This is a genomic window from Caulobacter sp. SRI_014, assembly GCF_057586315.1.
The window spans coordinates 297,474-323,471 of the sequence record NZ_JBYCZQ010000001.1 but is presented as its reverse complement, the minus strand read 5'-3'; the positions used below and the strand labels follow the sequence as shown (position 1 = coordinate 323,471).

13 protein-coding genes are annotated in these 25,998 nt (G+C 66.8%); 10 read left to right on the top strand and 3 right to left on the bottom strand.

Going from position 1 to position 25,998, the window contains the following annotated elements; genetic code table 11:
* Positions 1 to 30: 30 nt before the first annotated feature.
* Positions 31 to 1,221, top strand: coding sequence for an elongation factor Tu (gene tuf / locus AC2YG9_RS01770; protein WP_487296206.1), 1,191 nt, complete (start codon positions 31 to 33; stop codon positions 1,219 to 1,221).
* A gap of 76 nt (positions 1,222 to 1,297) precedes the next feature.
* On the opposite strand, the gene AC2YG9_RS01765 is transcribed toward tuf, so the two are convergent.
* The 3 genes from AC2YG9_RS01765 to AC2YG9_RS01755 form a co-directional block, all read right to left on the bottom strand.
* Positions 1,298 to 2,203, bottom strand: a complete 906-nt coding sequence (locus tag AC2YG9_RS01765) for a hypothetical protein (RefSeq protein WP_487296205.1) — start codon at positions 2,201 to 2,203, stop codon at positions 1,298 to 1,300.
* A 76-nt stretch (positions 2,204 to 2,279) separates the two neighbouring features.
* Positions 2,280 to 2,525, bottom strand: coding sequence for a hypothetical protein (locus AC2YG9_RS01760; protein WP_487296204.1), 246 nt, complete (start codon positions 2,523 to 2,525; stop codon positions 2,280 to 2,282).
* On the bottom strand, positions 2,522 to 3,496 hold the full coding sequence (locus AC2YG9_RS01755; RefSeq protein WP_487296203.1) for a helix-turn-helix transcriptional regulator: 975 nt from the start codon (positions 3,494 to 3,496) through the stop codon (positions 2,522 to 2,524). The genes AC2YG9_RS01760 and AC2YG9_RS01755 overlap by 4 nt, the downstream gene beginning before the upstream one ends.
* Positions 3,497 to 3,986: 490 nt before the next feature.
* Between AC2YG9_RS01755 and AC2YG9_RS01750 the strand changes: the two genes are divergently transcribed.
* The 9 genes from AC2YG9_RS01750 to AC2YG9_RS01710 all read left to right on the top strand — a co-directional run bounded on the left by AC2YG9_RS01750 (position 3,987) and on the right by AC2YG9_RS01710 (position 25,951).
* A complete protein-coding gene (locus AC2YG9_RS01750; protein WP_487296202.1) occupies positions 3,987 to 13,820 on the top strand; it encodes a beta strand repeat-containing protein in 9,834 nt (3,277 codons plus the stop codon).
* A 126-nt stretch (positions 13,821 to 13,946) separates the two neighbouring features.
* Positions 13,947 to 15,851, top strand: coding sequence for a calcium-binding protein (locus AC2YG9_RS01745; RefSeq protein WP_487296201.1), 1,905 nt, complete (start codon positions 13,947 to 13,949; stop codon positions 15,849 to 15,851).
* 50 nt (positions 15,852 to 15,901) lie between these two features.
* A complete protein-coding gene (locus AC2YG9_RS01740) occupies positions 15,902 to 16,096 on the top strand; it encodes a hypothetical protein (protein ID WP_487296200.1) in 195 nt (64 codons plus the stop codon).
* Between the two features lie 223 nt (positions 16,097 to 16,319).
* Positions 16,320 to 17,948, top strand: coding sequence for an ABC-F family ATP-binding cassette domain-containing protein (locus AC2YG9_RS01735; RefSeq protein ID WP_487296199.1), 1,629 nt, complete (start codon positions 16,320 to 16,322; stop codon positions 17,946 to 17,948).
* Positions 17,949 to 18,037: 89 nt separating this feature from the next.
* Entirely contained in the window at positions 18,038 to 18,529 is a 492-nt protein-coding gene (locus AC2YG9_RS01730) for a CAP domain-containing protein (RefSeq protein ID WP_487296198.1), read from the top strand.
* A 52-nt stretch (positions 18,530 to 18,581) separates the two neighbouring features.
* Positions 18,582 to 20,033 (top strand): glucose-6-phosphate dehydrogenase, encoded by a 1,452-nt coding sequence (gene zwf, locus AC2YG9_RS01725; protein ID WP_487296197.1) that lies wholly within the window; start codon positions 18,582 to 18,584, stop codon positions 20,031 to 20,033.
* Positions 20,026 to 20,718, top strand: coding sequence for a 6-phosphogluconolactonase (gene pgl, locus AC2YG9_RS01720; protein ID WP_487296196.1), 693 nt, complete (start codon positions 20,026 to 20,028; stop codon positions 20,716 to 20,718). The genes zwf and pgl overlap by 8 nt, the downstream gene beginning before the upstream one ends.
* Positions 20,719 to 20,723: 5 nt before the next feature.
* On the top strand, positions 20,724 to 22,538 hold the full coding sequence (edd, locus tag AC2YG9_RS01715) for a phosphogluconate dehydratase (protein WP_487296195.1): 1,815 nt from the start codon (positions 20,724 to 20,726) through the stop codon (positions 22,536 to 22,538).
* A gap of 428 nt (positions 22,539 to 22,966) precedes the next feature.
* Positions 22,967 to 25,951 carry a TonB-dependent receptor domain-containing protein gene (locus tag AC2YG9_RS01710; protein ID WP_487296194.1) on the top strand — a complete coding sequence of 995 codons (2,985 nt, stop codon included), beginning with the start codon at positions 22,967 to 22,969 and terminating at the stop codon, positions 25,949 to 25,951.
* Positions 25,952 to 25,998 lie beyond the last annotated feature (47 nt).

Genomic DNA, 25,998 nt, shown 5'->3' with positions numbered 1-25,998 from the left:
AGGACAGGCCCAACAGGGCTGGAGCTTGAAATGGCTAAAGAAAAGTTCGAACGTAACAAGCCGCACTGCAACATCGGCACCATCGGTCACGTTGACCATGGCAAGACGACGCTGACCGCGGCCATCACCATGGTGCTGGCCAAGTCGGGCGGCGCGACCGCCAAGTCCTACGCCGACATCGACGCGGCGCCGGAAGAAAAGGCCCGCGGCATCACCATCAACACCGCGCACGTGGAATACGAGACGGCCAACCGTCACTACGCCCACGTCGACTGCCCCGGCCACGCCGACTATGTGAAGAACATGATCACCGGCGCCGCCCAGATGGACGGCGCGATCCTGGTCGTGTCGGCCGCCGACGGCCCGATGCCCCAGACCCGCGAGCACATCCTGCTGGCCCGTCAGGTCGGCGTGCCGGCTCTGGTCGTGTTCATGAACAAGGTCGACATGGTCGATGACGAGGAGCTGCTCGAGCTCGTCGAGATGGAAGTTCGTGAGCTTCTGTCGTCCTACCAGTTCCCGGGCGACGACATCCCGATCACCAAGGGTTCGGCCCTGGCCGCCGTTGAAGGCAAGACCCCGGAAATCGGTGAACAGCGCATCCTGGACCTGATGGCCTCGGTTGACGCCTACATCCCGCAGCCGGAACGCCCGGTTGACCTGCCCTTCCTGATGCCGGTCGAAGACGTGTTCTCGATCTCGGGCCGCGGCACCGTGGTCACCGGCCGTATCGAAAAGGGCGTGGTCAAGGTTGGCGAGGAAGTCGAGATCGTCGGCATCCGTCCGCTGCAGAAGACGACCTGCACCGGCGTCGAAATGTTCCGCAAGCTGCTCGACCAGGGTCAAGCGGGCGACAACGTCGGCGTTCTGCTGCGCGGCACCAAGCGTGAAGACGTCGAGCGTGGCCAGGTTCTGTGCAAGCCGGGTTCGATCACCCCGCACACCAAGTTCATGGCTGAAGCCTACATCCTGACCAAGGAAGAGGGCGGCCGTCACACCCCGTTCTTCACCAACTACCGTCCGCAGTTCTACTTCCGCACGACGGACGTGACCGGGATCATCAAGCTGCGCGAAGGCGTGGAAATGATCATGCCGGGCGACAACGCCGAGCTGGACGTCGAGCTGATCACCCCGATCGCCATGGACCAGGGCCTGCGCTTCGCCATCCGCGAAGGCGGCCGCACCGTCGGCGCCGGCGTCGTGGCCAAGATCGTCGAGTAATCTCTCTCAGCCTCACGGCTGACTGAAGCGAAGGGCCCGGAGAAATCCGGGCCCTTTTGCTTTGGAATGGCGGGCTCTAGCCGGGCGGAGCGCAGTCCAGGGCTTGCCGGGCCGACCAGCTCAGGCAGGCGATGTAGGATCCCAGCAGGTAGCCGAGTTGATTGCGCAGGGCCGGCGAGAAGTGGATCTGGCCCTCCTGGTCTTCCTGGAAGAACCCGGCCTTGGCGCCGGCCCGCAGCACGGCCCGCGCCTGGCCCCGCGAGGCCCCCGAACGGCGGGCCAGGTTTGCGAGGTTCACCCGGCTTGGACCGGTAGGCGGAAATTCATCGCCATTGCGCGCCTGGGTGATGATCTGGCCGAGCACCGTCAGGCCGGTGTTGAGGTGGCTGATGGCCTCGAGCGTGGGCTTGTCGCGGTCGTAGGAGAGCAGGGCCTGGGTCATGTAGCGGCCGTGTGCGATGGTGAAGACGTCGGCCAGGCCGGGCGTCTCCCACCGTCCCAGGCAGTCGGCCACAGCCTGATCCAGCGGCGCGATAAGCGTCAGTTCTCGCTGAAACCGGTTCATGAACAGTCGGCGCAGGGGCGTCGTCGGTTGAAACCGCCGCTCGCGCCTGTCGCGGCCGTCCACGCCCGGCGGCAGAGGTTCCACCAGCCCGGTGAACTGAAGATAGGCGAGCAGAGCGATGGCCCGATTACGGCTGCCGTACCCGGTCTTGCCGAGCATCGCTCCCATGGTTGTCGGCGTCAGGCCGGTCGGCTCGGCCGCCAGTTGCAGCGCCCAAACCCCGGCCAGATAGGAGCCCACGTCGCGCAGACGCCGGCTCATGGCGCCGTCCCCCGGAGGCTCGGCGTGCGGCGCCCAACCGTCCATCAGAGCGTAGGCGACAACAGGAAACTTGGGATGCGACATAATCTCGGCCAGCGCCGCGTCGACCGCAGCGCCGGTTGGCGGGCTGTCCAGCCCGCCAATGAACTCAACCATTCATCCCCCCAACGGCGCCTGACGCCGCGCCAACTCCCCCCGGAAACGGCGCAGACTTCTGTTTGTTCCGCTTGACCTAGCGGACGTCAAACCTGGCGAAGATAGGACCCAGTGCGATGCGCGAAGCGGCGTCGTCGAGAATGCTGGCCGCATGGGCCAGCCCTTCGGCCTCGGCCGGGGTCGCGGTCGTGCGGGCCCGCAGCTCGTCGGCAGCAGCCAGCAGCGAGAAGACATCCAGCCGGGTGATGACGGCGATCAGCGCCTCTTCGAGACCATCGGCCCTCGCCCGCTCTTCACCGGCGTCGATTTCAGCATGGGTCAATGGGGCTCCCCTTCCGGGCTGGCTCTCGCGGCGAGCGGCCCGGGCGACAGACGGACGGGCGGGATGCTTCCGAGCAAGGCGACCAGTTCCGCCTGGCGTTTGGCGCCGGACTTCCGGAGCAGGCTGGTTAGCTGGACCCGTGCGGTATTAACCGACACCGAGCGGGCGGCGGCGAACTCGACCACGGAGTTGCCATTCACCAGCGCCCAGGCCAGCCGCGCTTCGGCGTCCGACAGCCCGAACAGCAGCCGGATGGGGTTGAGGCGCCCATCATGCTCTCCGCTGGCCCGAAGGGTGACCAGTGCGCGCCGGGGTTCATGCGCCGCCCCGTCGTTCCGCAGCGGGGACACCAGCACGGTCGCCCAGGCCCCGCTGCGGCCCAGCATCCGGATCAGGGCCGGGCGTGGGGCGACGGGTCGGCAGGCGTCCATGATATGGACCTCCAGGCGCTCCCGCTGGGCCGGGTCAACCGTCGTGATATGGCCGTCCACGACCGACAGCCAGTCGGCGGTCCCGACCAGCAACGATGCGGCGCGGTTGCCGTACAGAACCTCGCCGGTCTCGCCGACGACGAGGGTTCCCAGGGTCAGGGCGTCGAGGGCGGCGTTCCCGTGGGCAGACGCCTCGCGTTCCGCCTCGGCCGCCCACATCAGATCGGCGACTCGGGGAATCATGGGTAGGAACATTTCCACCCGCGCCTGCTCCGCCGTGGAGAAGGGGCTGTCCCACGTGGCCCGGGCGAGGAAGGCGACGATCTCGCCGCCGGCGCAGGCTACGCTGGCGATCAGGCTGTGATCCGGCTCGACACCTGTCGGGCGCAGGATGGACTGATAGTAGTCGGAAGCCTTCCAGACGGCGGCGGGCAGGAAGGACTCGCCGCGGATGGCCCGGCCAAGCATCCGGGGCCGTTCGGTCAGCCAGGGGTCGGGAACCGCCATCCGCTCCGACTGGCCGATGTTTCCGCCCAGCACCCTTGCGGCGCCTTCCTTCTCAAAGGTCAGTTTTCCCCACCGCGAGCCAGTCGCGTTGAGCAGGTCGCCAAACAGACCCTGAAGGGCATTACCCGGAACGGGTGTAACAAACTCATCAAGACCTGAACTCCGCAACGCCAACATTAAAGCTCCCCCCAGAGCCACGCTCTCACAAGAGCGATGTTCGATGTATACTTAAATTGCCGAATATAAACTATGCGAATTGACCACGATTGAATGGATATCCGACGGTACGCGCGCCTAGAAGTGTCATTTTTTGGTGTAAACCAAAATGGGCGCTCCGACAAACCTGAGGAATAGTGCATTGTCACTATTACTTTCGGTTAATTCTCGCCCAATTGAGCTTAAAACGCTGCTGAATTAGTGTTCCAGAATTATTGTTTAACCGCCGGCGCTCCTTCACCCTTAGCGAAATGTTACCAGGCGCTGGACCCATGGGGGTCGTGTCGCGCCTCTTGGGGGAACGATCATGGCCAACATCACCGGCACCAACGGTATCGATAATCCGCTCAACGGCACGGCCGGCGACGACACCATCAACGGCCTGGGCGGCAACGACACCATCAGCGGGGGCAATGGCGTCGACACCATCGACGGCGGCGAGGGTGACGACACCGTTTCAGGCGGCAGCGGCAACGACCTGATCCACGGCGGCGCGGGCAACGACACCCTGAACGGCCTCAACGACGACGACACCATCTGGGGCGACGACGGCAACGACACGATCAACGGTGGCTCGGGCAACGACACACTGATCGGCGGTCTGGGCAATGACACCCTCGTCGGCGGCACCGGCATCGATACCGCGGTGATCAACGCCGATGCCGCGAACAACATCGGGACCTGGTCCGGCTCGACCCTGACCATCACCACCAGCGATGGCGTGGACCGCATCACCCAGACCGAGACTCTGCAGTTCAACGACCGCAGCTTCACCTTCTCGGGCGCCAACGTGGTGGCCAATCTGGCCGCCGACACCGCATCCACGGACGAGGACGTCGAGGCCAGCGGCAACGTCCTGAGCAATGACATCAATATCGACGGGACCCTGTCGGTCACCAGCTTCAACAACGGCGGCGCGCCGGTTGCGGCGGGCGGTTCGATCACCGGGACCTACGGGACCTTGACCCTCAACACCGATGGGACCTGGAACTACGTCCCCGCCTCGAACCAGCAGGGTGTCGACAGCTTCACCTACACGGTCACCGACGGCGCGGTCGTCCAGACCCAGACCCTGACCATCACCATCAACAACATCAACGACGCGCCGGTGGCCAACGCCTCCACGGCGTCCGGCGATGAAGACTTCGCCATCATCGGCGCGGTGACGGCCAGCGACATCGACAACACCGCCGGCGAGCTGAGCTACGTTGTTTTCGCGGGTCCGAGCCACGGGTCCGTCGTCCTCAACACCGACGGCACCTTCACCTACACCCCCAACGCCAACTACTTCGGGGAAGACGCCTTCACCTTCACCGCCACCGACGGCTCGGCCACCTCGGCACCGCAGTCGGTCACCCTGACGATCAATGCCGTCAACGACGACCCGGTCGCCGTCGACCAGTCTTCCAGCATCAGTGAGGACGGCGACCTCGAGGGCCAGCTGTCGGCCAGCGACGTCGACGACAACGCCGGCGCCCTGACCTACGTCGTTGCGGCCGCGCCGCTGCACGGCCAGCTGTCCATCGCGGCCGACGGCTCCTTCACCTACACGCCCACCGGCGACTTCAACGGATCCGACAGCTTCACCTGGACGGTCACCGACGCCGAGGGCGAGACCAGCACCGGGACCTACTCGATCACGGTCGGGGCGGTGAACGACCCGCCGGTCGCCATTGACGGCAGCGCCTCGGGCGAAGAAGACACCGACATCACCGGCGTCCTGACGGCCACCGACGTCGATAGCGACCCCGTCGGGCTGACCTATGGCTACGGGTCCATGCCCGCCAACGGCACGCTGGTCATCGACGCCGTTACCGGCGCCTACACCTACACGCCCAACGCCAACTTCTCCGGGACCGACAGCTTCACCTTCGTGGTCTACGACGGCCAGGCCCTGTCGGAAACGCCCGGGACCATCACCCTGACCGTCGAGGCGTTGAACGACTCGCCCGAGGGTTCGACCAGCTCGATTTCGGTGCTCGAAGACGAATCGATCGAGGGCTCGGTGCTGGCCACCGACGTCGACAACACCAACGCCGAGCTGACCTACAGCATCGGCGCTGACCCGGAACACGGCACGGTCGTGTTCAACCCCGACGGCACCTACACCTACACCCCGAACGCCGACTTCAACGGCACGGACAGCTTCACCTGGAGCGTCGAGGATCCGGAGGGCGAAGGCGCCTCCGGCACGGTCAACATCACCGTCGGCGCGGTCAACGACGCGCCGCGCGCCGAGGACTACTTGCTCACGGGGACCGAGGATAACAGCGTCCTCATCGCCATTCCCGACACCGACATCGACGGCGACGTCCAGACGGTGACCTCGGTCGGCGGTCAGGCCATCGCGGCCGGTGAAACCGTTACCCTGGACCACGGAACCGTCACCCTGCAGTTGGACGGCGACCTGCTGTTCACGCCGGTCGCTGACTACAACGGTCCTGTCGACTTCAGCTACACGCTCAGCGGACCTGGCGGCGACCCCATCCCGGGCGGTGTCTGGGGGGACTTCAACGCCCCGGCCGACTTCGACGTACCGGATATCTTTGGCTCGAACGCCAATCACAGCGGCCCGCACGTCGGCGGGATCAACGCCTATAGCACCGAGGCGGATATCTCAGCGGCCCAGTTCCAGGCCCTGCTCGGGCGGGACCCCGGCTTCGCGGACAGTTCCTATCTCGCGTCCGGCCTGAAATTCACGGTTCACCTGAACGCGGGCCAGGTCCTCAACATCGATCAGACCGTCGATCAGGATAGCTACGGCGATGATCAGCAGTACCTCTTCTGGACGGGCGCGGCGGAAGGGATGTCGACCGTCGGCGGCGGCGATGGCACGTTCACGGCGAACGTGGACGGGACCTACACCTTCGTCTTCGCCCGCATCGACTTCGACGAGAACAACAACGCCGGATCCGGCTACGGGGGCTACACCCACATCGGATCGGTGACCATCGACGGCGCGCCGATCGCGACAAGCAGCGGTGAAACCGGCCTGCACGATACCGGCCAGGTCCATATCGACATCTCGGCGGTCAACGACGCCCCGACCGCCGCCGCCCAGTCCTTCTCGGGCACGGAAGACACCGAAATCACCGGCTCGGTGACCGGCGGCGCCGACATCGACAGCAGCGAGCTGTCCTATGAACTGGTCAGCGGGCCAGAGGGCCTGATCCTCAACGCGGATGGTTCCTTCAGCTACACGCCTGAAGCCAACGTCAACGGCCCGGTGACCTTCACCTACACGGTCAGCGACGGCGCCCTGAGCTCGGCGCCGGCCGAAGTCACCCTCAACTTCGCGCCGACCAACGACGCCCCGGTGTCGAGTGACAGCCTCATCCTGATGGGCGAGGATGACCTCTACGTCGGCACGCTGCCGACGGCGACCGACATCGACGGTACGGATACCCTGACCTACGCCCTGGCCGTAGGCGGCGAGGCCGCCTTTGGCACGGTGATCATCCAGCCGAACGGCGCCTTCACCTACGAGCCGGCCGACGACTACAACGGCTCCGACAGCTTCAGCTACACCGTCAGCGACGGGAACGGCGGAACCTCGACCTCGACCATCTCCATCGGCATCTTCCCGGTAAATGACGCCCCGGTCGCCGCCGACAGCAGCTCCACGGGCACGGAAGATATCCTGGTCACCGGCTCGGTCCAGGCGACCGACATCGACAGCGAGACCCTGACCTACGTCCTGGACGGGGCCAATGGCGACGATGGCCTGATCCTCAACGCCGACGGCACCTTCACCTACCAGGCCGCGCCCGACTTCAACGGCGAGTTCAGCTTCACCTACCACGCGACGGACGGCGCCTTGAACTCGGCGACGGTGACCCACACCATCACCATCGATGCGGTCAACGACGCCCCGACCCCGACCGCCACCTCGGCCTCCGGCGATGAAGACACCACCATCTTCGGCGTCATCAGCACCCCGACCGACATCGACGGCGACACCACCTTCACCTTCGAGGCCGGCGACGCGCCGACCAACGGCACCGTCACGGTCGATCCGGACGGGAGCTTCATCTATGTCCCGAACCTCAACTACGAAGGCCCCGACAGCTTCAGCTACACGGTCAGCGACGGCAACGGCGGCACGGCCACCGGGACCGTTTCGATCACCGTCGAAGGGGTCAACGACGCCCCGGTCGGCGTCGACGCCAGCTACAGTGTCGACGAAGACGGCACGCTTGAGGACACCATCGCGGCCACCGACGTCGATGCTGGCGACGGCCTGACCTACACCCTGGGTGACGATGTCACCTCGGGCGTGCTGGTCCTCAACGCGGACGGCAGCTTCACCTACACCCCGGACGAGAACTTCAACGGCGAAGACAGCTTCACCTACACGGTGGAAGACATCGACGGCGAAACCTCGACGGGGACGATCACCCTCAACGTCGGCGCCGTGAACGACGCCCCGGTCGGCGAGGACGACTCGGCCTCGACCTTCGAGGACAGCGCCGTCACCATCGACGTGCTGGGCAACGACCACGACGTCGATTTCGACGACGAACTCTCCGTCACCCACGTCAATGGCGAGGCACTGACCGAAGACGGCGTCGAGGTCTACGACGAGGACGTCCTGCTCGGCGTGGTGACGCAAGGCGAGGGCGGCCTGCTGTTCACGCCTGCGGCCAACTACAACGGCACGGCGACCTTCAGCTACACCGTCTCCGACGGCGTGCTCAGCTCGACGGCCTCGGTCAGCGTCCTCATCGACGCCCAGAACGACGCCCCGGTCTCGCTGGCCGATGCGGCCACCATGGAGGAGGACACCATCCTCCTGGGCCAGGTGCCGGAAGCCACCGACGTGGAAGGCGACAGCTACAGCTACTCGGTCGCCGAAACGACGGCCAACGGGACCCTGGAGTTCAATCCGGACGGCAGCTTCACCTACACGCCGAACGAAAACTTCCACGGGACGGACAGCTTCACCTACTTCGCGACCGACGCCGATGACGGTGAGCCGGCGACCTTCACCATCACGGTCGAGTCGGTGAACGACGACCCGGACTCGACCGCCTCCAGCGTCACGACCGAGGAAGACACCCCCTACGAGGGCACTGTCATGCCCAACGTCGTCGATCCGGACGACAACAACGTCTTCACCTTCAGCATCCTCACCGAGCCGGAGCACGGCACGGTGACCATCGATCCGGAAACCGGCGCCTACATCTACACGCCGGACGCCGACTACAACGGCCCGGACTCCTTCGAATGGTCGGTGGACGACGGCTTCGAGGGCTCCAGCTCCAACCAGGTGACGATCACGGTCGGCCCGGTCAACGACGCGCCGGCCGCCACCGACTACAGCAATACCGAGCTGCTGGAAGACTTCGACCCGATCACCATCACCGTCCCGCATACGGACGTCGACGGCGATCCCGTCTCGGTCACCGCCATCAACGGCCAGCCAATCACTCCCTCGACCTCGGTCACCCTGGTCGACGGCGCCGTCACGATCGGCGTGGTGACGCTCAACGAGGACGGCGACATCGTCTTCGCCCCGGCCCAGGACTACAACGGCCCGGTCGACTTCGAGTACACGCTGTCGGAGCCGACGCCGGTTCCCGCGGTCACCTGGGGTGATTTCAATGATGGCGGCGACCTGAACGCCATCCAGACCTTCGGGTCGCTGTTCATCGAGGGGTTCCCCGACAGACTGCACGTCGAAACCACCTCGGCCAACGTGTCGGCCAGCCAACTCGCCGACATCGTCGGGCGGGATCCCGGCTTCGCGGACACCACCTACAACGCGGCGGGCTTCAAGTTCACGGTCACCCTCGAGGCCGGCGATCTCCTCGACGTTGGCCAGTACGAACAGTCCATCTACACCTCAGGGAACCAGCAGTTCCTGTTCTTCAGCAATGGAACTGACGAAGGAACCATCGACATGTCCGGGGGCCCCGGGCAGTTCACCGCCTCGGTAGGCGGGACCTACACCTTCGTCTTCGCGCACATCGACTTCGACCAGAACGACAGCGGTGACTACATTCACATCTCCGCGGTGACCATCAATGGCGCGCCTTTGGCGACCGCCGGTGCAGAGGGCAATTTCGAAGGCCTCACCAGCACCGGATCGGTCCACCTCGAGATCGCCCCGGTCAACGACTCGCCGGTCGGCGGCATGGTCAACAACACGACCGATGAGGACGTGCCGGTCAGCGGCTTCGGCGACATCGTCGATATCGACAACGACGCCCTGGTCTACGAGGTCTCCGAGGCCAGCAACGGCACGGTGACCATCGATGAGGTGACGGGCGAGTACACCTACACCCCGAACGAGAACTTCCACGGGACCGACAGCTTCGTCGTCTCCGCGGTCGATCCGGACGGTGAGGGCGCGTCGAGCACCGTTACCATCACAGTGACGCCGGTGAACGACCCCCCGGTCGCCGCCGACATCACCATCGCCGACCCCATCGACGAGGACTCCGGTCCCCTCAGCATCTTCGTCAGCCAGACGGACGTTGACGACGACAGTGTCGGTGTCAGCGCCATCAACGGCCAGTACATCGACAGTGAAACCCCGGTCGCCGTCATCGGCGGCGTGGTCTCGCTCGACGACGTCGGCCAACTCGTCTTCACCCCGAACGAGGACTTCAACGGCGACGTCGACTTTGAATACACCCTGTCGGACGGTTCGCTGTCCGACAGTGGCCAGATCCACCTCGTGGTGGCTCCGGTCAACGACGCGCCGGTCGGCGCCGACGTCACCCGGTCGGAGGGCGAGGACGAGGTCGTCACCGGCTTCGGCGACTTCAGCGACGTTGACGGCGACGCCCTGACCTACACGGTCGGGACCGCCACCAACGGCGAGGTGTCGATCGATCCGGAAACCGGCCTCTACGCCTTCACGCCTGACGAGAACTACAACGGCCAGGCGACCTTCACGATCACCGCCACCGACGAAGCCGGCGCAACCGCCACCAGTGAGGTCACCATTGACCTGGCCCCGGTGAACGATGCGCCTGTGGCGACCGACTTCACCGACACCATCGCCGAGGACGCTGATCCGATCATCATCACCGTCCCGCATACGGACGTCGATGGCGACGTGGTCACCGTCGTCGCGGTGGATGGCCAGGCGATCAACGCCGAAACCTCCGTCGCGGTCACGGGCGGCTCGGTCACGCTGAACGAGGATGGTGACCTGGTCTTCACGCCGGGCGAGAACTTCAACGGCGACGTCGACTTCGACTATACCCTGGCCGACCAAGGTTCGTCGGGGACCGGCAACTTCGATGCGGGTCTGCCGGCCGGGTTCAACAGCCTGAATTCGCCCGCGACCGTTGTGAGCCCGTTCGGCGGCAACGGCATCCTGCTTAACTCCGACGCGACCACCGACCAGGCGCTCTCGGACTTCTCGGATGCCGCTTTTGGGGGCTGGGTCGGAGGTTCGGCCTTCAGCTTCAACCTCGTCTGGCAGGCTGACACAGTGCTGTCGTTCGATCTGAGCATGACCACCGGTCTGAGCTTCTTCGTCGTCCTTGGCGTCGAGAATCCCGAGTCCGTATCCGATGGCGATTTCTTCTACGGCCTCACTGAAGCGAACGGCCACATCAGCCTGACGGGCGGCAACTTCACCCCCATCGGTGGCCCGTCGGCCCCTGTTGTCGGGCAGGCCTACACCGTGACGTTCTTCGCTGGCAGCCGTAACGGCGTCGATCAGGGCACAGCGCTGGTGGACAACCTCGGGGGCGCAGGTCCGCTGACGGACGACGGACATGTCCACCTCACGGTCACGCCCGTCAACGACAGCCCTGAAGGCGAAAACAGCACCGACTCCGGCGACGAGGACACAGTCATCACCGGCTATGCCGCGGCGACCGACGTCGATGGGGATGTCCTGGCCTATGCGATCGCCAGTCCGGCGGTCGACGCCAACGGCGACTCCGCCGGCACGGTGACCATCGATCCGGTCACCGGCGAGTACAGCTTCACCCCGAACGCCAACTTCTATGGCGAGGCGACCTTCAGCTGGTCGGCGGAAGATCCTGACGGCGAGAGCGCTTCCGGCGTGGTCACCGTTACGGTCGATCCGGTCAACGACGCGCCGGCGGTCGACGCCGGCGGGGCCTACATCCTCGGAGAGGACGACACCGTCACCGGCCAGGCCAGCGGTTCGGACCTGGACGGCGACGATGTGGAGTTCGCGCTGGTCGGCGACGGCCTGCCGGGCCTGACCTTCAACCCGGACGGCTCCTGGAGCTTTAACGGCCTCGCCAATCCGGCGGCCCAGGCCCTGAACACCGGACAGGCCCTGACCCTGACCTTCAGCTATGTCGCCACGGACGGGGCCCTGAACAGCGCGCCGACCACGGTCAGCCTGGTGATCAGCGGCTCCAACGAACTGTTCGTTCTCACCGAAGGGGTCGACACCTTCGGCGGCACCGCGGGCGGGGATGAAATCCACGCCCTGGGCGATGACGACGTCATCTCCGGCGGCGCCGGCGACGACCTGATCTTCGGCGACGGCGGCGACGACCTCCTGGGTGGCGCGGTCGGCAACGACGACCTTCGCGGCGGGGCGGGCAACGATACCCTCTCCGGCGGCGCGGGCGACGATGTCCTCGACGGGGGCGAAGGCGACGACGTCCTCAACGGCGGCGCGGGCACGGACCTGGTGTCCTACGCCAGCGCCACCGGCCCGGTGAACGCCAACATGACCACGGGTACAGTCACGGGCGGCGACATCGGCGTCGACAGCCTGGTCAGCATCGAGGGCATTACCGGCTCCAGCTTCGACGACACCCTGATCGGCAATGCGCTGGCCAATGTGTTGGTCGGCGGGCTCGGCAACGACGTGCTGAACGGCATGGGCGGAGACGACGCCATGACCGGTGGCCTGGGCAACGACACCTTCCACGTCGACAGCCTCGGCGATGTCGTGGTCGAAGCGGACGGCGAGGGTACGGACACCATCGTCGCCAGCCTTAACTACACCCTGGCCGAAGGCTCCTCGATCGAGGCGCTCAGCGCCTCGGGCAGCGCGGGCCTGACCCTGACCGGCAACAGCGCCGGCCAGACCATCACCGGCGGACAGGGCTCCGACCTGCTCTACGGCCTGGGCGGCAATGACGTCCTGGTCGGCGGGGTCGGCAATGACCTGCTCGACGGCGGCGCCGGCGCAGACGCCCTGACCGGCGGAAGCGGCAACGACATCTACGTTGTCGACGACGCCGGCGACACCACCACCGAGGCCGTCAATCAGGGAACCGACACGGTTCACGCCTATGTCGACGCCACCCTGGCGACCAACATCGAGAACCTTCTGCTGATGGGCGCTGCGGCGCTCAGCGGCACGGGCAACGCCCTGGCCAACACCATCACCGGCAACGGTGCGGCGAACACCCTGAAGGGCCTCGACGGCAACGACTTCCTGTACGGGATGGACGGCGACGACTTCCTGCTCGGCGGCCTGGGTGTCGATACCCTGGACGGCGGCGCGGGCGCCGACACCATGAGCGGCGGGGTCGGGAACGACACCTACATCGCCGACAACGCCGGCGACCAGCTGATCGAGCTGGCCGCGGAAGGCGTCGATACCGCCCTGGCCTCGGTCACCTTCGTGCTCGGCGCCAACCTTGAGAACCTGACCCTCACCGGGGCGACGGCGATCAACGGCACAGGCAACGAAGCGACCAACATCATGTACGGCAACAGCGCCGCCAACACCCTCTGGGGCATGGCCGGCGGTGACCAGATCCACGGCGGCGACGGCAATGACGTCATCTACGGCGGAGCGGGCAATGACCAGATGTGGGGCGACGCCGGGGCCGATCACTTCATGATCGACAACGCCTCGATGATCCTGAGCGGGGCCCGCGAAAGCGACACCATCAAGGACTTCTCGGTGGCCCAGGGCGACCGCATCGACCTGTCGGCGATCGACGCCAACGGCAATGCGGCGGACGGGGACCAGGCCTTCACCTTCGTGAGCGCCTTCACCCGCGTCGCCGGCCAGGCGACCCTGACCTACAGCTCCGCGCTCGACACTACTCAGCTGCGCCTCGATGTGAACGGCGACGGCGCCTACGACTACCAGCTGACCATCAACGGCAACGCCACCACCGGCGTGCCGATCCTGACCGGCGCCTCGGCGCCGAGCGACGGCGGCTGGCTGCTCTAGCAACAAGGGCCCGCCCGGGCGAACCGGGCGGGCCCTTCATTTTCCGGCGGCCGATGGTTCGGCCCGCTTCATTCCATCACGCCCGCCCCCTGGGGCGCCGGCTGTCAAATCCTCGAAGGAAATGCCATGGCCGATCCGGTCGACCAAGTAACCATCACAGACTCCTACGCCGAGTTCCAAGGCGGTCAATCGGGTGGAACCTACTTCCGAACCGTCGTGACTGTTCCGACGACGATCTCGGGCCCCAGCGCCGAGGTCACCTTCTCGGGGGTCGGCGACCTCGATGCGTTTGGCTCTGAGTATTTCGATATCTTCGTCGAAGGTACGTATATCGGCAGAATTGAAGGCCAGCAGTACGGCGGCCCCGTCAGCGTCTTCGCCAGTATTCCGCAGTCGGTCTGGGCAGCGATCATTGCCGACGGCATGATCGAAATGACCTATGTCGTCGGACCCAACTCCGACGATTTCGGCTCCGAGTACATCGACGCCTCCTTCACCTGGCTCTCTGGCCCAGCGGTTGTAACGCCTCCGGTGGCCGTGGCGGACGCCGCCGCCGTGGTGGAAAGCGCCACCCTAACCGCCGCCACCCGCGCCTTCGGCGTGCTAGGTAACGACAGCGACGCCGACGACGGCCAGACCGACACCCTGGTGGTGACCAGCATCGCCGCAGGCGCGCAGAGCGCGGTGACCGTCGCCGGATCGCCTGTCGCCGTCACCGGAACTTACGGTGTCCTGACCATCAATGCCGACGGGACCTACAGCTACAACGCCAACAACGCCCAGAGCCTGAATGCCGGCCAGACGGCGGTCGACACATTCACCTACGTCATCGAGGACGAGGACGGGGAGACCAGCACGGCCACCCTGGCGATCACCATCAACGGGGCCGCCAACTCCATCGCCGGCGCGACCCCGGGCATCGACAGGCTGACCGGCACCGCTTTCGATGACCTGCTGTTTGGTCTCGGCGGGGCCGACGTCCTGACCGCCGGCGCGGGCGCGGACCGCCTTGACGGCGGGACGGGCATCGACCGCATGGTTGGCGGTACGGGCGGCGACATCTATGTCGTCGACGACATCCGCGACGCCGTCGTGGAACTGGCGGGCGAGGGGACCGACACCGTCGAATCCTCGGTCGACTACACCCTGGCCGCCAACGTCGAGAACCTCACCTTCACCGGTTCGGCCATCAAGGGCACGGGCAACGCCCTGGCCAACACACTGACCGGCAACGGCCAGAACAACGTCCTCAACGGCGCCGACGGCGATGACATCATCTTCGGCCTCGCGGGCCTCGACAACCTGACCGGCGGCAATGGCGCCGACCAGATCCACGGCGGCGATGACGCCGACACCCTTACCGGCGTGGCCGGCGACGACAGCCTCTGGGGTGACGGCGGCGACGACGTGCTGTCCGGCGGCGAGGGCAATGACACCGGCTACGGCGGCGACGGCGCCGACCAGTTCCTCGGCGCGGCCGGCAATGATGTCTTCAATGGCGGCGACGGCGCCGACCTTGGCTACGGCGGGACCGGCATCGACCAACTCTTCGGGGACGCAGGAGCAGACCGCCTGTTGGGCGAAGCGGGCGACGATCTGCTGTTCGGCGGCGAAGGCGACGATGTCCTGACCGGCGGCTCGGGCATCGACAACCTGTCTGGCGGACTGGGCGCGGACACCTTCGTCTATCTGTCGGCCGCCGACAGCACGGGCCTTGGCCGGGACCTCATCCAGGACTTCAGCGTCGCCCAGGGTGATCGCATCAACCTGCAGGCCATCGACGCGAAATCAGGCACGTCCGCCAACGACGACTTCACCCTCGTGGCGTCGCTCACCGGCGTCGCCGGCCAGCTGGCGATCGGTCATTTGGGGGGCGGCGTCTATGAGCTGCGCGGCGACGTGAATGGCGACGGCCAGTCCGACTTCGAACTGTTCTTCATCTCCGCCGCGCCGATGTCCCTGTCGGACCTGACCGCCATCACCGGCGTCAAGACCATCAGCCTGGGCGCAATCCCGGACCTGTTCGCCTGACGGCGAATTGGACGTCAACCTGAGAGGAAGGCGGGCTTCCGCCAAGGGTCATGTTCAAGCGGCGTACCGGTCTGAAGCGCGACGACTTCGAGCGCGAAGTCCTGATGGAGGTGGCCTACTGCCGCCAGATGTATGGTGAGCGCGCCGAGGCTGAAGCCACGGCGCGCGCCCAGCTGAAGCCGGCGGGCAGCGACCGACGCAAGGTCATCGAAGAGGCCGCACGCCGTCTGGCCGCTGAACGATGAGGCTCCAGGCCCCCGCCGGCGATGACGGGGACCGAACCGGAGCTCGACAGGGTGAGGCAGGTCCTCGGGTCGCCCCGAGGGCCCGCGCACGCCGACCTGAGGGCTTGCATACCCCTCGGGTCGTTGGCGGCCGGGCGGATGTCTTTGCCCGGCCGTCATTTTCCCGCGGTCGACCTGCCTCGGCACTGGCGCTTGCCGCCCGCCCGGGCTAGCAGACCGCCCCATGATCCGCCTCGACAACATCACCAAGCAGAACGGCCACCAGCTGCTGTTCATCGAAGCCTCGATGGGCGTGCAGAAGGGCGAAAAGGTCGGGCTTGTTGGCCCCAACGGCGCGGGCAAGACGACGCTGTTCCGCATGATCACCGGCCAGGAGCAGCCCGACGACGGTCTGGTGGCGATCGATACCGGCATGACCATCGGTTACTTCAGCCAGGACGTCGGCGAGATGTCGGGCCAGAGCGCGGTCGCGGCGGTGATGGACGGCGTCGGCCCCGTCAGCGCCCTGGCCGCCGAGATGACCAAGCTCGAGGCCGCCATGGTCGATCCCGACCAGGCCGACCAGCTGGACGCCATCATGGACCGCTACGGCGAGGTCCAGGAGCGGTTCCAGGAGCTGGACGGCTATGCGCTCGACGCGCGGGCGCGCGAGGTCCTGGCGGGCCTGAGTTTCAGCCAGGAGCGGATGGACGGCGACGTCGGCCTGCTGTCCGGCGGCTGGAAGATGCGCGTGGCCCTGGCCCGCATCCTGTTGATGCGGCCCGACGGCATGCTGCTGGACGAACCCAGCAACCACCTCGACCTGGAAAGCCTGATCTGGCTTGAGGCCTTCCTCAAGAACTACGACGGCGCCCTGTTGATGACGTCGCACGACCGCGCCTTCATGAACCGGATCATCGGCAAGGTGGTGGAGATCGACGCCGGCTCCCTGATCACCTATTCCGGCGACCTCGACTTCTATGAGAGCCAGCGGGCGCTCGGCGAGGCCCAGCGCCAGGCGCAGTACGAACGCCAGCAGGCCATGCTGGCCAAGGAAATCAAGTTCATCGAGAAATTCAAGGCGCGCGCCAGCCACGCCGCTCAGGTCCAGAGCCGGGTCAAGAAGCTCGACAAGATCGAAAAGGTCGAGGCCCCGCGCCGCCGCCAGTCGGTCCAGTTCGAATTCCGCAGCCCGCCGCGCTCGGGCGAGGACGTGATCAGCCTGCGCAATGTTCACAAGGGCTATGGCGCCCAGCCGATCTACGAGGGCCTCGACTTCCTGGTTCGCCGCAAGGAGCGCTGGTGCGTGCTCGGCGCCAACGGGGCCGGCAAGTCGACCCTGCTGAAGCTGGTGGCCGGCGCCGCAGCCCCCGACAAGGGCAGCGTCAACATCGGGGCCGGGGTGAAGATGGGCTATTTCGCCCAGCACAGCATGGACCTGCTCGACGGCGAGGAGACCATTTTCGAATCCCTCGACCGCTCCTTCCCGCAGGCCGGCCAGGGCGCCCTGCGCACCCTCGCCGGCTGTTTTGGCTTCTCCGGCGACGACGTCGAAAAGCCCTGCCGCGTCCTCAGCGGCGGCGAGAAAGCGCGTCTGGTCATGGCCAAGATGCTTTTCGATCCGCCCAACCTGCTGGTCCTCGACGAGCCAACCAACCACCTCGACATGGTCACCAAGGAGATGCTGGTCGCCGCCCTGGCCGACTTCGAGGGCACCATGCTGTTCGTCAGCCACGACCGTCGCTTCCTGGCGGGTCTGTCGAACCGGGTGCTCGAACTCACCCCCGAGGGCATCCACCAGTACGGCGGCGGCTACACCGAATACGTCGAGCGCACGGGCCAGGAAGCGCCGGGGCTGCACCCGGGCGGGTAGGGACCCGCGCTGCAGTGCACGCAGACGTCAAATGCGTCTGTGGCGCCTGTGCTATAGAGAAGGGAGGTCCGACCCCAGCGACTGGCCCGATGATCGCCGCCACCCTTCGCCGCCTTTCTGTCCTGCTGCCGCTCATCGCCTTTCCGGCCTTTGCGCAAGACGACTTCCAGACCCGGGTGCTGGCGGCCCACAACGCCGTGCGGGCCGAGGTCGGGACTCCGCCGCTGGAATGGAACCGGCGCCTCGCCGCCGACGCCCAGGCCTGGGCCGACACCCTGGCCCGCAAGGGCCGGCTGCAGCACGATGACCAGCGCCTGCAGGGCGAGAACCTGTGGATGGGCACGGCCAACTACTTCTCCATAGAAGAGATGGTCGGCGCCTGGGCCGGCGAACGCGCCGACTACCGGCACGGCGAATTCCCCAATGTCGCCAAACGCGGCAAGCCGGTCGGCCACTACACCCAGATGGTCTGGCGCTCGACGACCGAGGTCGGCTGCGCCACCGCCCGCACCGCCGACGAGGAAGTGCTGGTCTGCCGCTACAGCCCGCCGGGCAACTGGATAGGCCAGACTGCGTACTAAGAGAGCTGTTCACTGACCCCGGGGCCGCGCGCGGCCGCACGAAGGAGACTCCATGGCTGATCCCGCTCCGGTTCTGGTCCTGCTTGGCGGGGCGGGGGATCTATCCATGCGCATGCTGCTTCCCTCCCTGCTGCATCTGGAGATGGACAGCCTGCTGCCGGCCGGCCTGCGGGTCATCGCCGTCGGCCGGGCCAAGGGCGATGCGGAAAGCTATCGCAAGGATGTCCGCAGCCACCTCAAGAATGAGGATGACATCGATACCGCCTGGTCGGCGCTGTCCGCGCGCCTCGACTACCTCGCCGTCGACGCCGGCAAGCCCGAGGGCGCCAAGGCCTTGAAGGAGCGGATCGGCGAGCACAGCCTGATTGTCTTCTACTACGCCCTGTCGCCCAGCCTTTTCGCACCCGTCACCAAGGCGCTCAGCGACGCGGGCCTGATCGGCGACAAGACCCGGCTGGTTCTGGAAAAGCCCATCGGCCGCGATCTCGAGTCCAGTCGAGCCACCAACGCGGTGATCGCCGAGGCCGCGCACGAGGGCCAAGTCTTCCGCATCGACCACTACCTGGGCAAGGAGACGGTCCAGAACCTGATCGCCCTGCGCTTCGCCAACGCCCTGTTCGAGCCCCTGTGGAACAACCTGGCGATCGACCATGTGCAGATCACCGTGGCCGAGACTCAGGAGGTCGGCGACCGCTGGCGGTACTACGACGAGTACGGCGCGATCCGCGACATGCTGCAGAACCACATGCTGCAGCTGCTCTGCCTGGTGGCCATGGAGCCGCCGTCCGACCTCGAGGCCGACGCGGTGCGCAACGAGAAGGTCAAGGTGCTGCGCTCCCTGCGCCGCTTCACCCCGGAAGCGGCCGAGAAGGACAGCGTGCGCGGCCAGTACGTCGCCGGCATGGCCGAGGGCAAACCCGCCGCCGCCTACGAGGCCGAGGTCGGCCGCCCGTCCTCGACCGAGACCTTCGTCGCCCTGACCGCCTGGATCGACAACTGGCGCTGGAAGGGCGTGCCCTTCTACCTGCGCACCGGCAAGCGGATGGCCGAACGGCGCACCGAGATCGTCATCCAGTTCAAGGCCGTGCCCCACTCGATCTTCGGCCCCTACGGCGACCGCGACATCCAGGCCAACCGCCTTGTGATCGAACTCCAGCCGCACGAGGACATTTCCCTTACCATCATGAACAAGCGTCCGGGCCTCAACGGCGAGCATATGCGCCTCCAGCCCCTGCCGCTGTCGCTGAGTCTGGCCAAGGCGCTGGGCGAGGAGGGCGGCCGGCGGCGCATCGCCTATGAGCGGCTGCTGCTCGACGTCATCCGGGGCGATCCCACCCTGTTCGTGCGCCGCGACGAGGTCGAGGAGGCCTGGCGCTTCGTCGACGGCGTGGCCGAGGCCTGGGCGGCGGCCGGCGTGCAGCCCAAACCCTATCCGGCCGGTAGCTGGGGGCCCGCCGGCGCCTCGGGCCTGATCGAGCGGTCGGGCCGCGCCTGGAATGACTGACCGGCCGCCCGTCGAGGTGTTCGACAGCGCCGACGCGGCCGCCGAGGCCGCCAGCGCCGCCATCGCCGAGCGCCTGCGGACCGCCATCATCGACCGGGGCGCCGCCCATCTCTGCGTCACCGGCGGCTCCTCGCCCGGCCCGGTCTATGACCGGCTGAAGGACGTCGACCTCGACTGGGGCCGGGTTTCCATCACCCTGTCGGACGAGCGCTGGGTCGATACCGCCTCGCCGGACTCCAACGCCCGCCTGGTCCGCGAACGGTTGCTGCAGGGCCGCGCCGCCGCCGCCGCCTTCGTCTGCCTGAAGGGCGAGGAGACCGACCCGGTGCACGGCGCCTGGGCCGCCGACCTCAAGGTCGCGCCGCTGGAGCCCTTCGACGCGGTGTTGCTGGGCATGGGGTCGGACGGCCACATCTGTTCGCTGTTCCCCGGCAACCCGGTTCTGGAGCAGGGCCTGGACCCGGCCGGGGCCCGCCTGGTGCTCCACACGCCCGCCGGTGAGCCCGCGCCCGCGCAGGATCGCGTCACCCTGACCCTGCCGGCCCTGATCTATGCGGGGCTGATCCTCATCCTGACCAACGGCCAGCCCAAGCGCGCAATTCTCGAGCGCGACGGGGACGAACCGGTCCACCATCTGATCCGCGCCGCCGCGCGGGGCGATCTTCGCCTCCTCTGGTCGGCTTGAAAGTCATGCCCATGCACCCCGTCGTCGCCGACGTCACAGCGGCCATCATCGAGCGAAGCCGCGAGTCCCGCGCCAAATACCTCGCCCGCATCGAGGCCATGCGCGCGGAGGGCCCCGGTCGGGGCAAACTCAGCTGCGCCAACTGGGCCCACGCCTTCGCCGCCTCGCCGGGCGAGGACCGCCTGCGGGCCCTGGACCCGAACGCTCCCAACATCGGCATCGTCTCGGCCTACAACGACATGCTCTCGGCCCACCAGCCGCTGGAGGACTATCCGGCCATCATCAAGGCCGCCGCGCGCAAGGCGGGGGCCACGGCCCAGTTCGCCGGCGGGGTGCCGGCCATGTGCGACGGCGTCACCCAAGGCAAGCCGGGCATGGAGCTCAGCCTCTTCTCGCGGGACGTCATCGCTCTGGCCACGGGCGTGGCGCTCAGCCACGACGCCTTCGACGCCGTCATCATGCTGGGGGTCTGCGACAAGATCGTCCCGGGCCTGGTCATCGGCGGCCTGGCCTACGGCTGGCTTCCCACCATCCTGATGCCGGCCGGCCCGATGACCAGCGGCCTGCCCAACAACGAGAAGGCCCGCATCCGCGCCCTCTACGCCGAGGGCAAGGTCGGCCGCGACGAGCTGCTGGCCGCCGAACAGGCCAGCTACCACGGCCCCGGCACCTGCACCTTCTATGGCACTGCCAACAGCAACCAGATGCTGATGGAGCTGATGGGTCTGCACCTGCCGGGCTCGGCCTTCGTGACCCCAGGCACACCTCTGCGCGAGGCCCTGGTCGCCCATTCCGCCGTCCGGGCCGCCCAGATCGGCGCCAGGTCCAACGACTGGACGGCCATGGGCCACGTCATTGACGAGCAGGCTATTGTAAATGGCGTCGTCGGGCTGATGGCCACCGGCGGCTCGACCAATCACTGCCTGCACCTGCCGGCCATGGCGGCGGCGGCCGGCATCAAGCTGACCCTCGAGGACATGGATGCGCTGAGCCGCGTCACCCCGCTGATGGCCCGCGTCTATCCCAACGGCCAGGCCGACGTGAACCACTTCCAGGCCGCCGGTGGTCTGGCCTTCGTCACTCGGGAACTGCTGGCTGCCGGCTTGCTGCACGAGGATGTGCGCACCGTCGCCGGTCCCGGCCTCAGCCGCTACACCCAGGAACCGGCGCTGGAGGGCGACACCCTGGTCTGGCGTGAGGGGGCGGCGCAAAGCGGCGACCTGGCGATTCTCCGCCCGGTATCCGACCCGTTCGAAAGGGAAGGGGGGCTGCGCCTCCTGAACGGCCCCCTCGGCCGCGCCGTCATCAAGGTTAGCGCGGTGAAGCCGGAGCACCGCACGGTCAGCGCGCCGGCCGTGGTCTTCGACAACCAGGATGACTACCTGGCCGCCTTCAAGCGCGGCGAGCTCGACAAGGACTGCGTGGCCGTCGTCCGCTTCCAGGGGCCGCGCGCCAACGGCATGCCCGAGCTGCATAGCCTCACGCCGCCGCTGTCGGTGTTGCAGGATCGCGGCCGCAAGGTGGCCCTGGTCACCGACGGCCGCATGTCCGGCGCCTCGGGCAAGGTGCCCGCCGCCATCCATGTCACGCCCGAGGCCCTGTGCGGCGGCGCCCTGGCCCGGGTCCGTGACGGCGACATCATCACCCTCGACGCCGAGGCCGGCACCCTGAGCATCGCCGTCGATCCGGCCGTCTTCGCCGCCCGCCCACAGGCTGCCCCGCCCCCGGAAGGCATTGGTCATGGCCGCGAACTGTTCGCCAGCCTGCGGGGGCTGGCCGGGGCGGCGGACGCGGGAGCATCCGTTCTTTTCGAAAACTGACCGACTCACGTTCCGTGAACGTCAAGGTAAGCTGCGTCACCCTGCCACAGGCCATAAAGGTCACAGGTGTTTCAAAGATGAAACGCAACGGCGTTACGCCGGTTGACGTGGCGTGAGAACATACCGCATCATCGAACAGTTGTTCGTCGGACTGTTCCGGCGAGCGGGCGGCAGCTTCTAGGGGGCGCGTTGGCGAGATCGCCAAACCTGTCTGGCCTGATCGGAACCCGGACCGGCGTCCGGGCGATGGGCGTCTCTGCCACTCCATCCCAAGACATCAAGATCGGCCGGACATCTTCGTTCGCGCCCCACGGCCTGCTTGTTCGGGGAGGCAATCCCGGCAGCGGATAAATCAAACTTGAACCCGGTCACCGACGCTCGACCACAAGAAGCGCGGGGCCACCAGGAAACAACAGGGAGGGAGTATTATGCGTAGGATTGCGTATCTGGCCGGCGGGTCCGCCTTGGCCATGGTTGCAGCCATCGGGTTCGGCGGCGTCGCCGCGGCCCAGGACGAACCGGCCGCCGTCGAAGAAGTCGTCATCACCGGCTCGCTGATCGCGGGCACCCCGGAAGACGCGGCCCTGCCCGTCGACGTGATCGGCGCCGAAGAACTGGCCAAGCAGGGCTCGCCCTCCACCGTCGAACTCCTGAAGGGCCTGTCGGTCTCCAACGGCGTCCTCGGCGACACCAACCAGTTCGACGCCCGGGCCCAGGGGTCTGAAGGCTCCGGCTCGGTCAACCTGCGTGGTCTTGGCCCGACGCGGACCCTCGTCCTGCTCAACGGCCGCCGCATGCCGATCAACCCCTTCGCCCTTGCCGGCGCCGGCGCGGTCGACACCAACATCATCCCCTCGGCCGCCATCGGCCGGGTCGAAGTGCTGAAGGACGGCGCCGCCGCCACCTACGGCTCCGACGCCATCGCCGGCGTGGTCAACTTCATCACCAAGAAGGGCCAGGAAGGCGGCGAACTGGGCGCCAGCTACAAGCTGGTCGACGGCTCCGACGGCGACTGGACGGCCAACGCCTCCTGGGGCTGGTCGGGCGACGCATCCGACGCCTTCGTGGCCTTCGGCTACCAGCACCGCTCCGAACTGAACGTCAAGGAACGTGACTTCGCCAACCGCGGCTACCTCGAAAACCCCGAAAACGGCTGGTCGGCGGCGGGCTCGCCCTCGACCTTTATCCCGCTGGCGGCCTCGACCACCGGCTTCCGCGACAGCAACTGTTCGGCCCTGGGCGGCTTCGCCGGCTTCAGCGGCGCGACCCCGGTCTGCTACGCCCACTACATCGAGTTCGACAACCTGGTCGAACGCGAAGAGCGCTTCCAGGTCTACGGCGAGTTCAATCACGAGTTCAACGACACCACCAAGCTGCACATCGAAGGCCTCTTCGCCTCGACCGACGTGCCGGAGTGGAAGACCTCGCCGTCGTACGCTCTGCTGGCCACCCCGACCGCGACCACCTCGCCGGTTCCCGGCCGCTACTTCATCCCAGCCACCAACCCCGGCCTGATCCGCTACGGCATCGATAACCCGACGCTCGGCAACTACAGCCTGGCCACCGGGCTCTGCACCACCGGCGCGGCCCAAAACCCCTGCGTCGGCGGGCCCTCGGCCCTGCTCGGCGGCGGTGTGCTGAACGTCGCCAACCGTCCGCACCTGCTCGGCGGCAACCCGATGTTCAACTACGGCGCGTCGCAAGGCAGCCGGAACTTCGAGGCCTATCGTCTGTCCGCCGAACTCAGCGGCCAGTTCGCCGAAGACCTCAACTGGCAGATCAGCGCCACCTACGGCGAAGAGCGCGGCAACCGGACCGGCTACGACACCATCGTCGGCCGCTACCAGCTCGCCCTGCGCGGCCTCGGCGGCGCCAACTGCAACAACATCGCCGCCAACCTGCCGGGATCGACCTGCCAGTTCTTCAACCCCTTCTCCAGCGCCATTCCGGGCTCGCCGGACTTCGACCCGGCCCTGGCCAACGATCCTGACCTGACCCGCTGGTTCTTCCAGAAACAGGAAACCGAGCAAAAGACGGGCATGTTCGTTGTCGAGGCCCTGCTGAGCGGCAAGATGTTCACCCTTGGCGGCGGCGACGCGGCCTGGGCGGTCGGCGGTCAGTACCGCCGCTCGACCTTCGATGTCTGGTTCAACGACATTTCCAACCGGGCCATCAACCCCTGCCTCGACACCCCGATCAACGGCAGCAAGACCTGCGCCTCCCCGTCGGGTCCGTTCGCCTTCCTCGGCGTCGGCAGCAATGCCTATGTCGAGCAAAGCACCTGGTCCGGCTTCGGTGAAGTCAGCCTGCCGTTCACCGACAGCTTCAACGTCAGCATCGCGGCCCGCTACGAAAGCATCGAGGACGTCGGCGAGACCTTCAATCCGAAGATCTCCGCCAAATGGCAGATCTTCGAGCCCCTGGCCGTCCGCGCCTCGCTCGGCACCACCTTCCGGGCTCCGGTGCCCAGCCAACTGACCACCGACTTCGTCACCTCGCTGCAGTCGATCAACGGCACCTTCCGCGCCGTCGACATCTACGGTGATCCGGACCTCGAGCCCGAAACCGCCACCACCTACAACATCGGGGTCATCCTCGAGGTTGGCGGCCTGAAGGCCTCGCTCGACTACTTCAACTTCGACTTCCAGGACCCGATCACCACCGAGCCGGTTTCCGGCCTGGTGGCCCAGGTGTTCCCGGGCGGCATCGGCGCCGGACAGATGGCCAACTGCGCCAGCCCGTTCGCTTCGCGGTTCAGCTTCTCGGGCGGCGCCACCTGCGCCTCCTTCGCCTCGGCGTCGGCGGCTTCGGCGGCCATCACCCGGGTGCAGACCAACACCATCAACGGGGCCGGGGTGAAGACCTCGGGTGTCGACCTTCTCGCCGAATACGACTTCGACGTGGGCGGCGGCACCCTGACCGTCGGTGGTTCGGCCACCTACGTGATCGAGTACGTCACCGACGACCTGAACGTCGCCGGTGTGGTCCTCAGCCCGTCCTTCGACGCGGTCGGCCTGCTCAACTACCAGACCACTGCCTACCCGCTGCCGCAGTGGAAGGGCAGCATGTTCCTGGAGTACAACAACGGGCCGCACAACGCCCGGGTCACCGTCCGTCACATCGACGGCTACACCGACCAACGGATCTCGCCGTTCGCGGCGGGCACCTACTTCACGAACAACCCGATCCGTACGGCGGCTCCGGCCAATACGAACGGCAAGAATATCGACAGCTTCACCACCATCGATTTCACCTACCGGGTCTTCCTGCCCTGGGATTCGACGCTGGCCATCAGCGCCGACAACATCATGGACGAAGATCCGCCCTTCGCCCGCCTGGACCTCAGCTACGACCCCTTCACGGCGAGTGGCCTGGGCCGGACCTTCAAGTTCAGCCTGTCCAAGAAGTTCTAGTCGGAGCGATCCGGCCGGACGGGAAAGGGGCGGTCTTCGGACCGCCC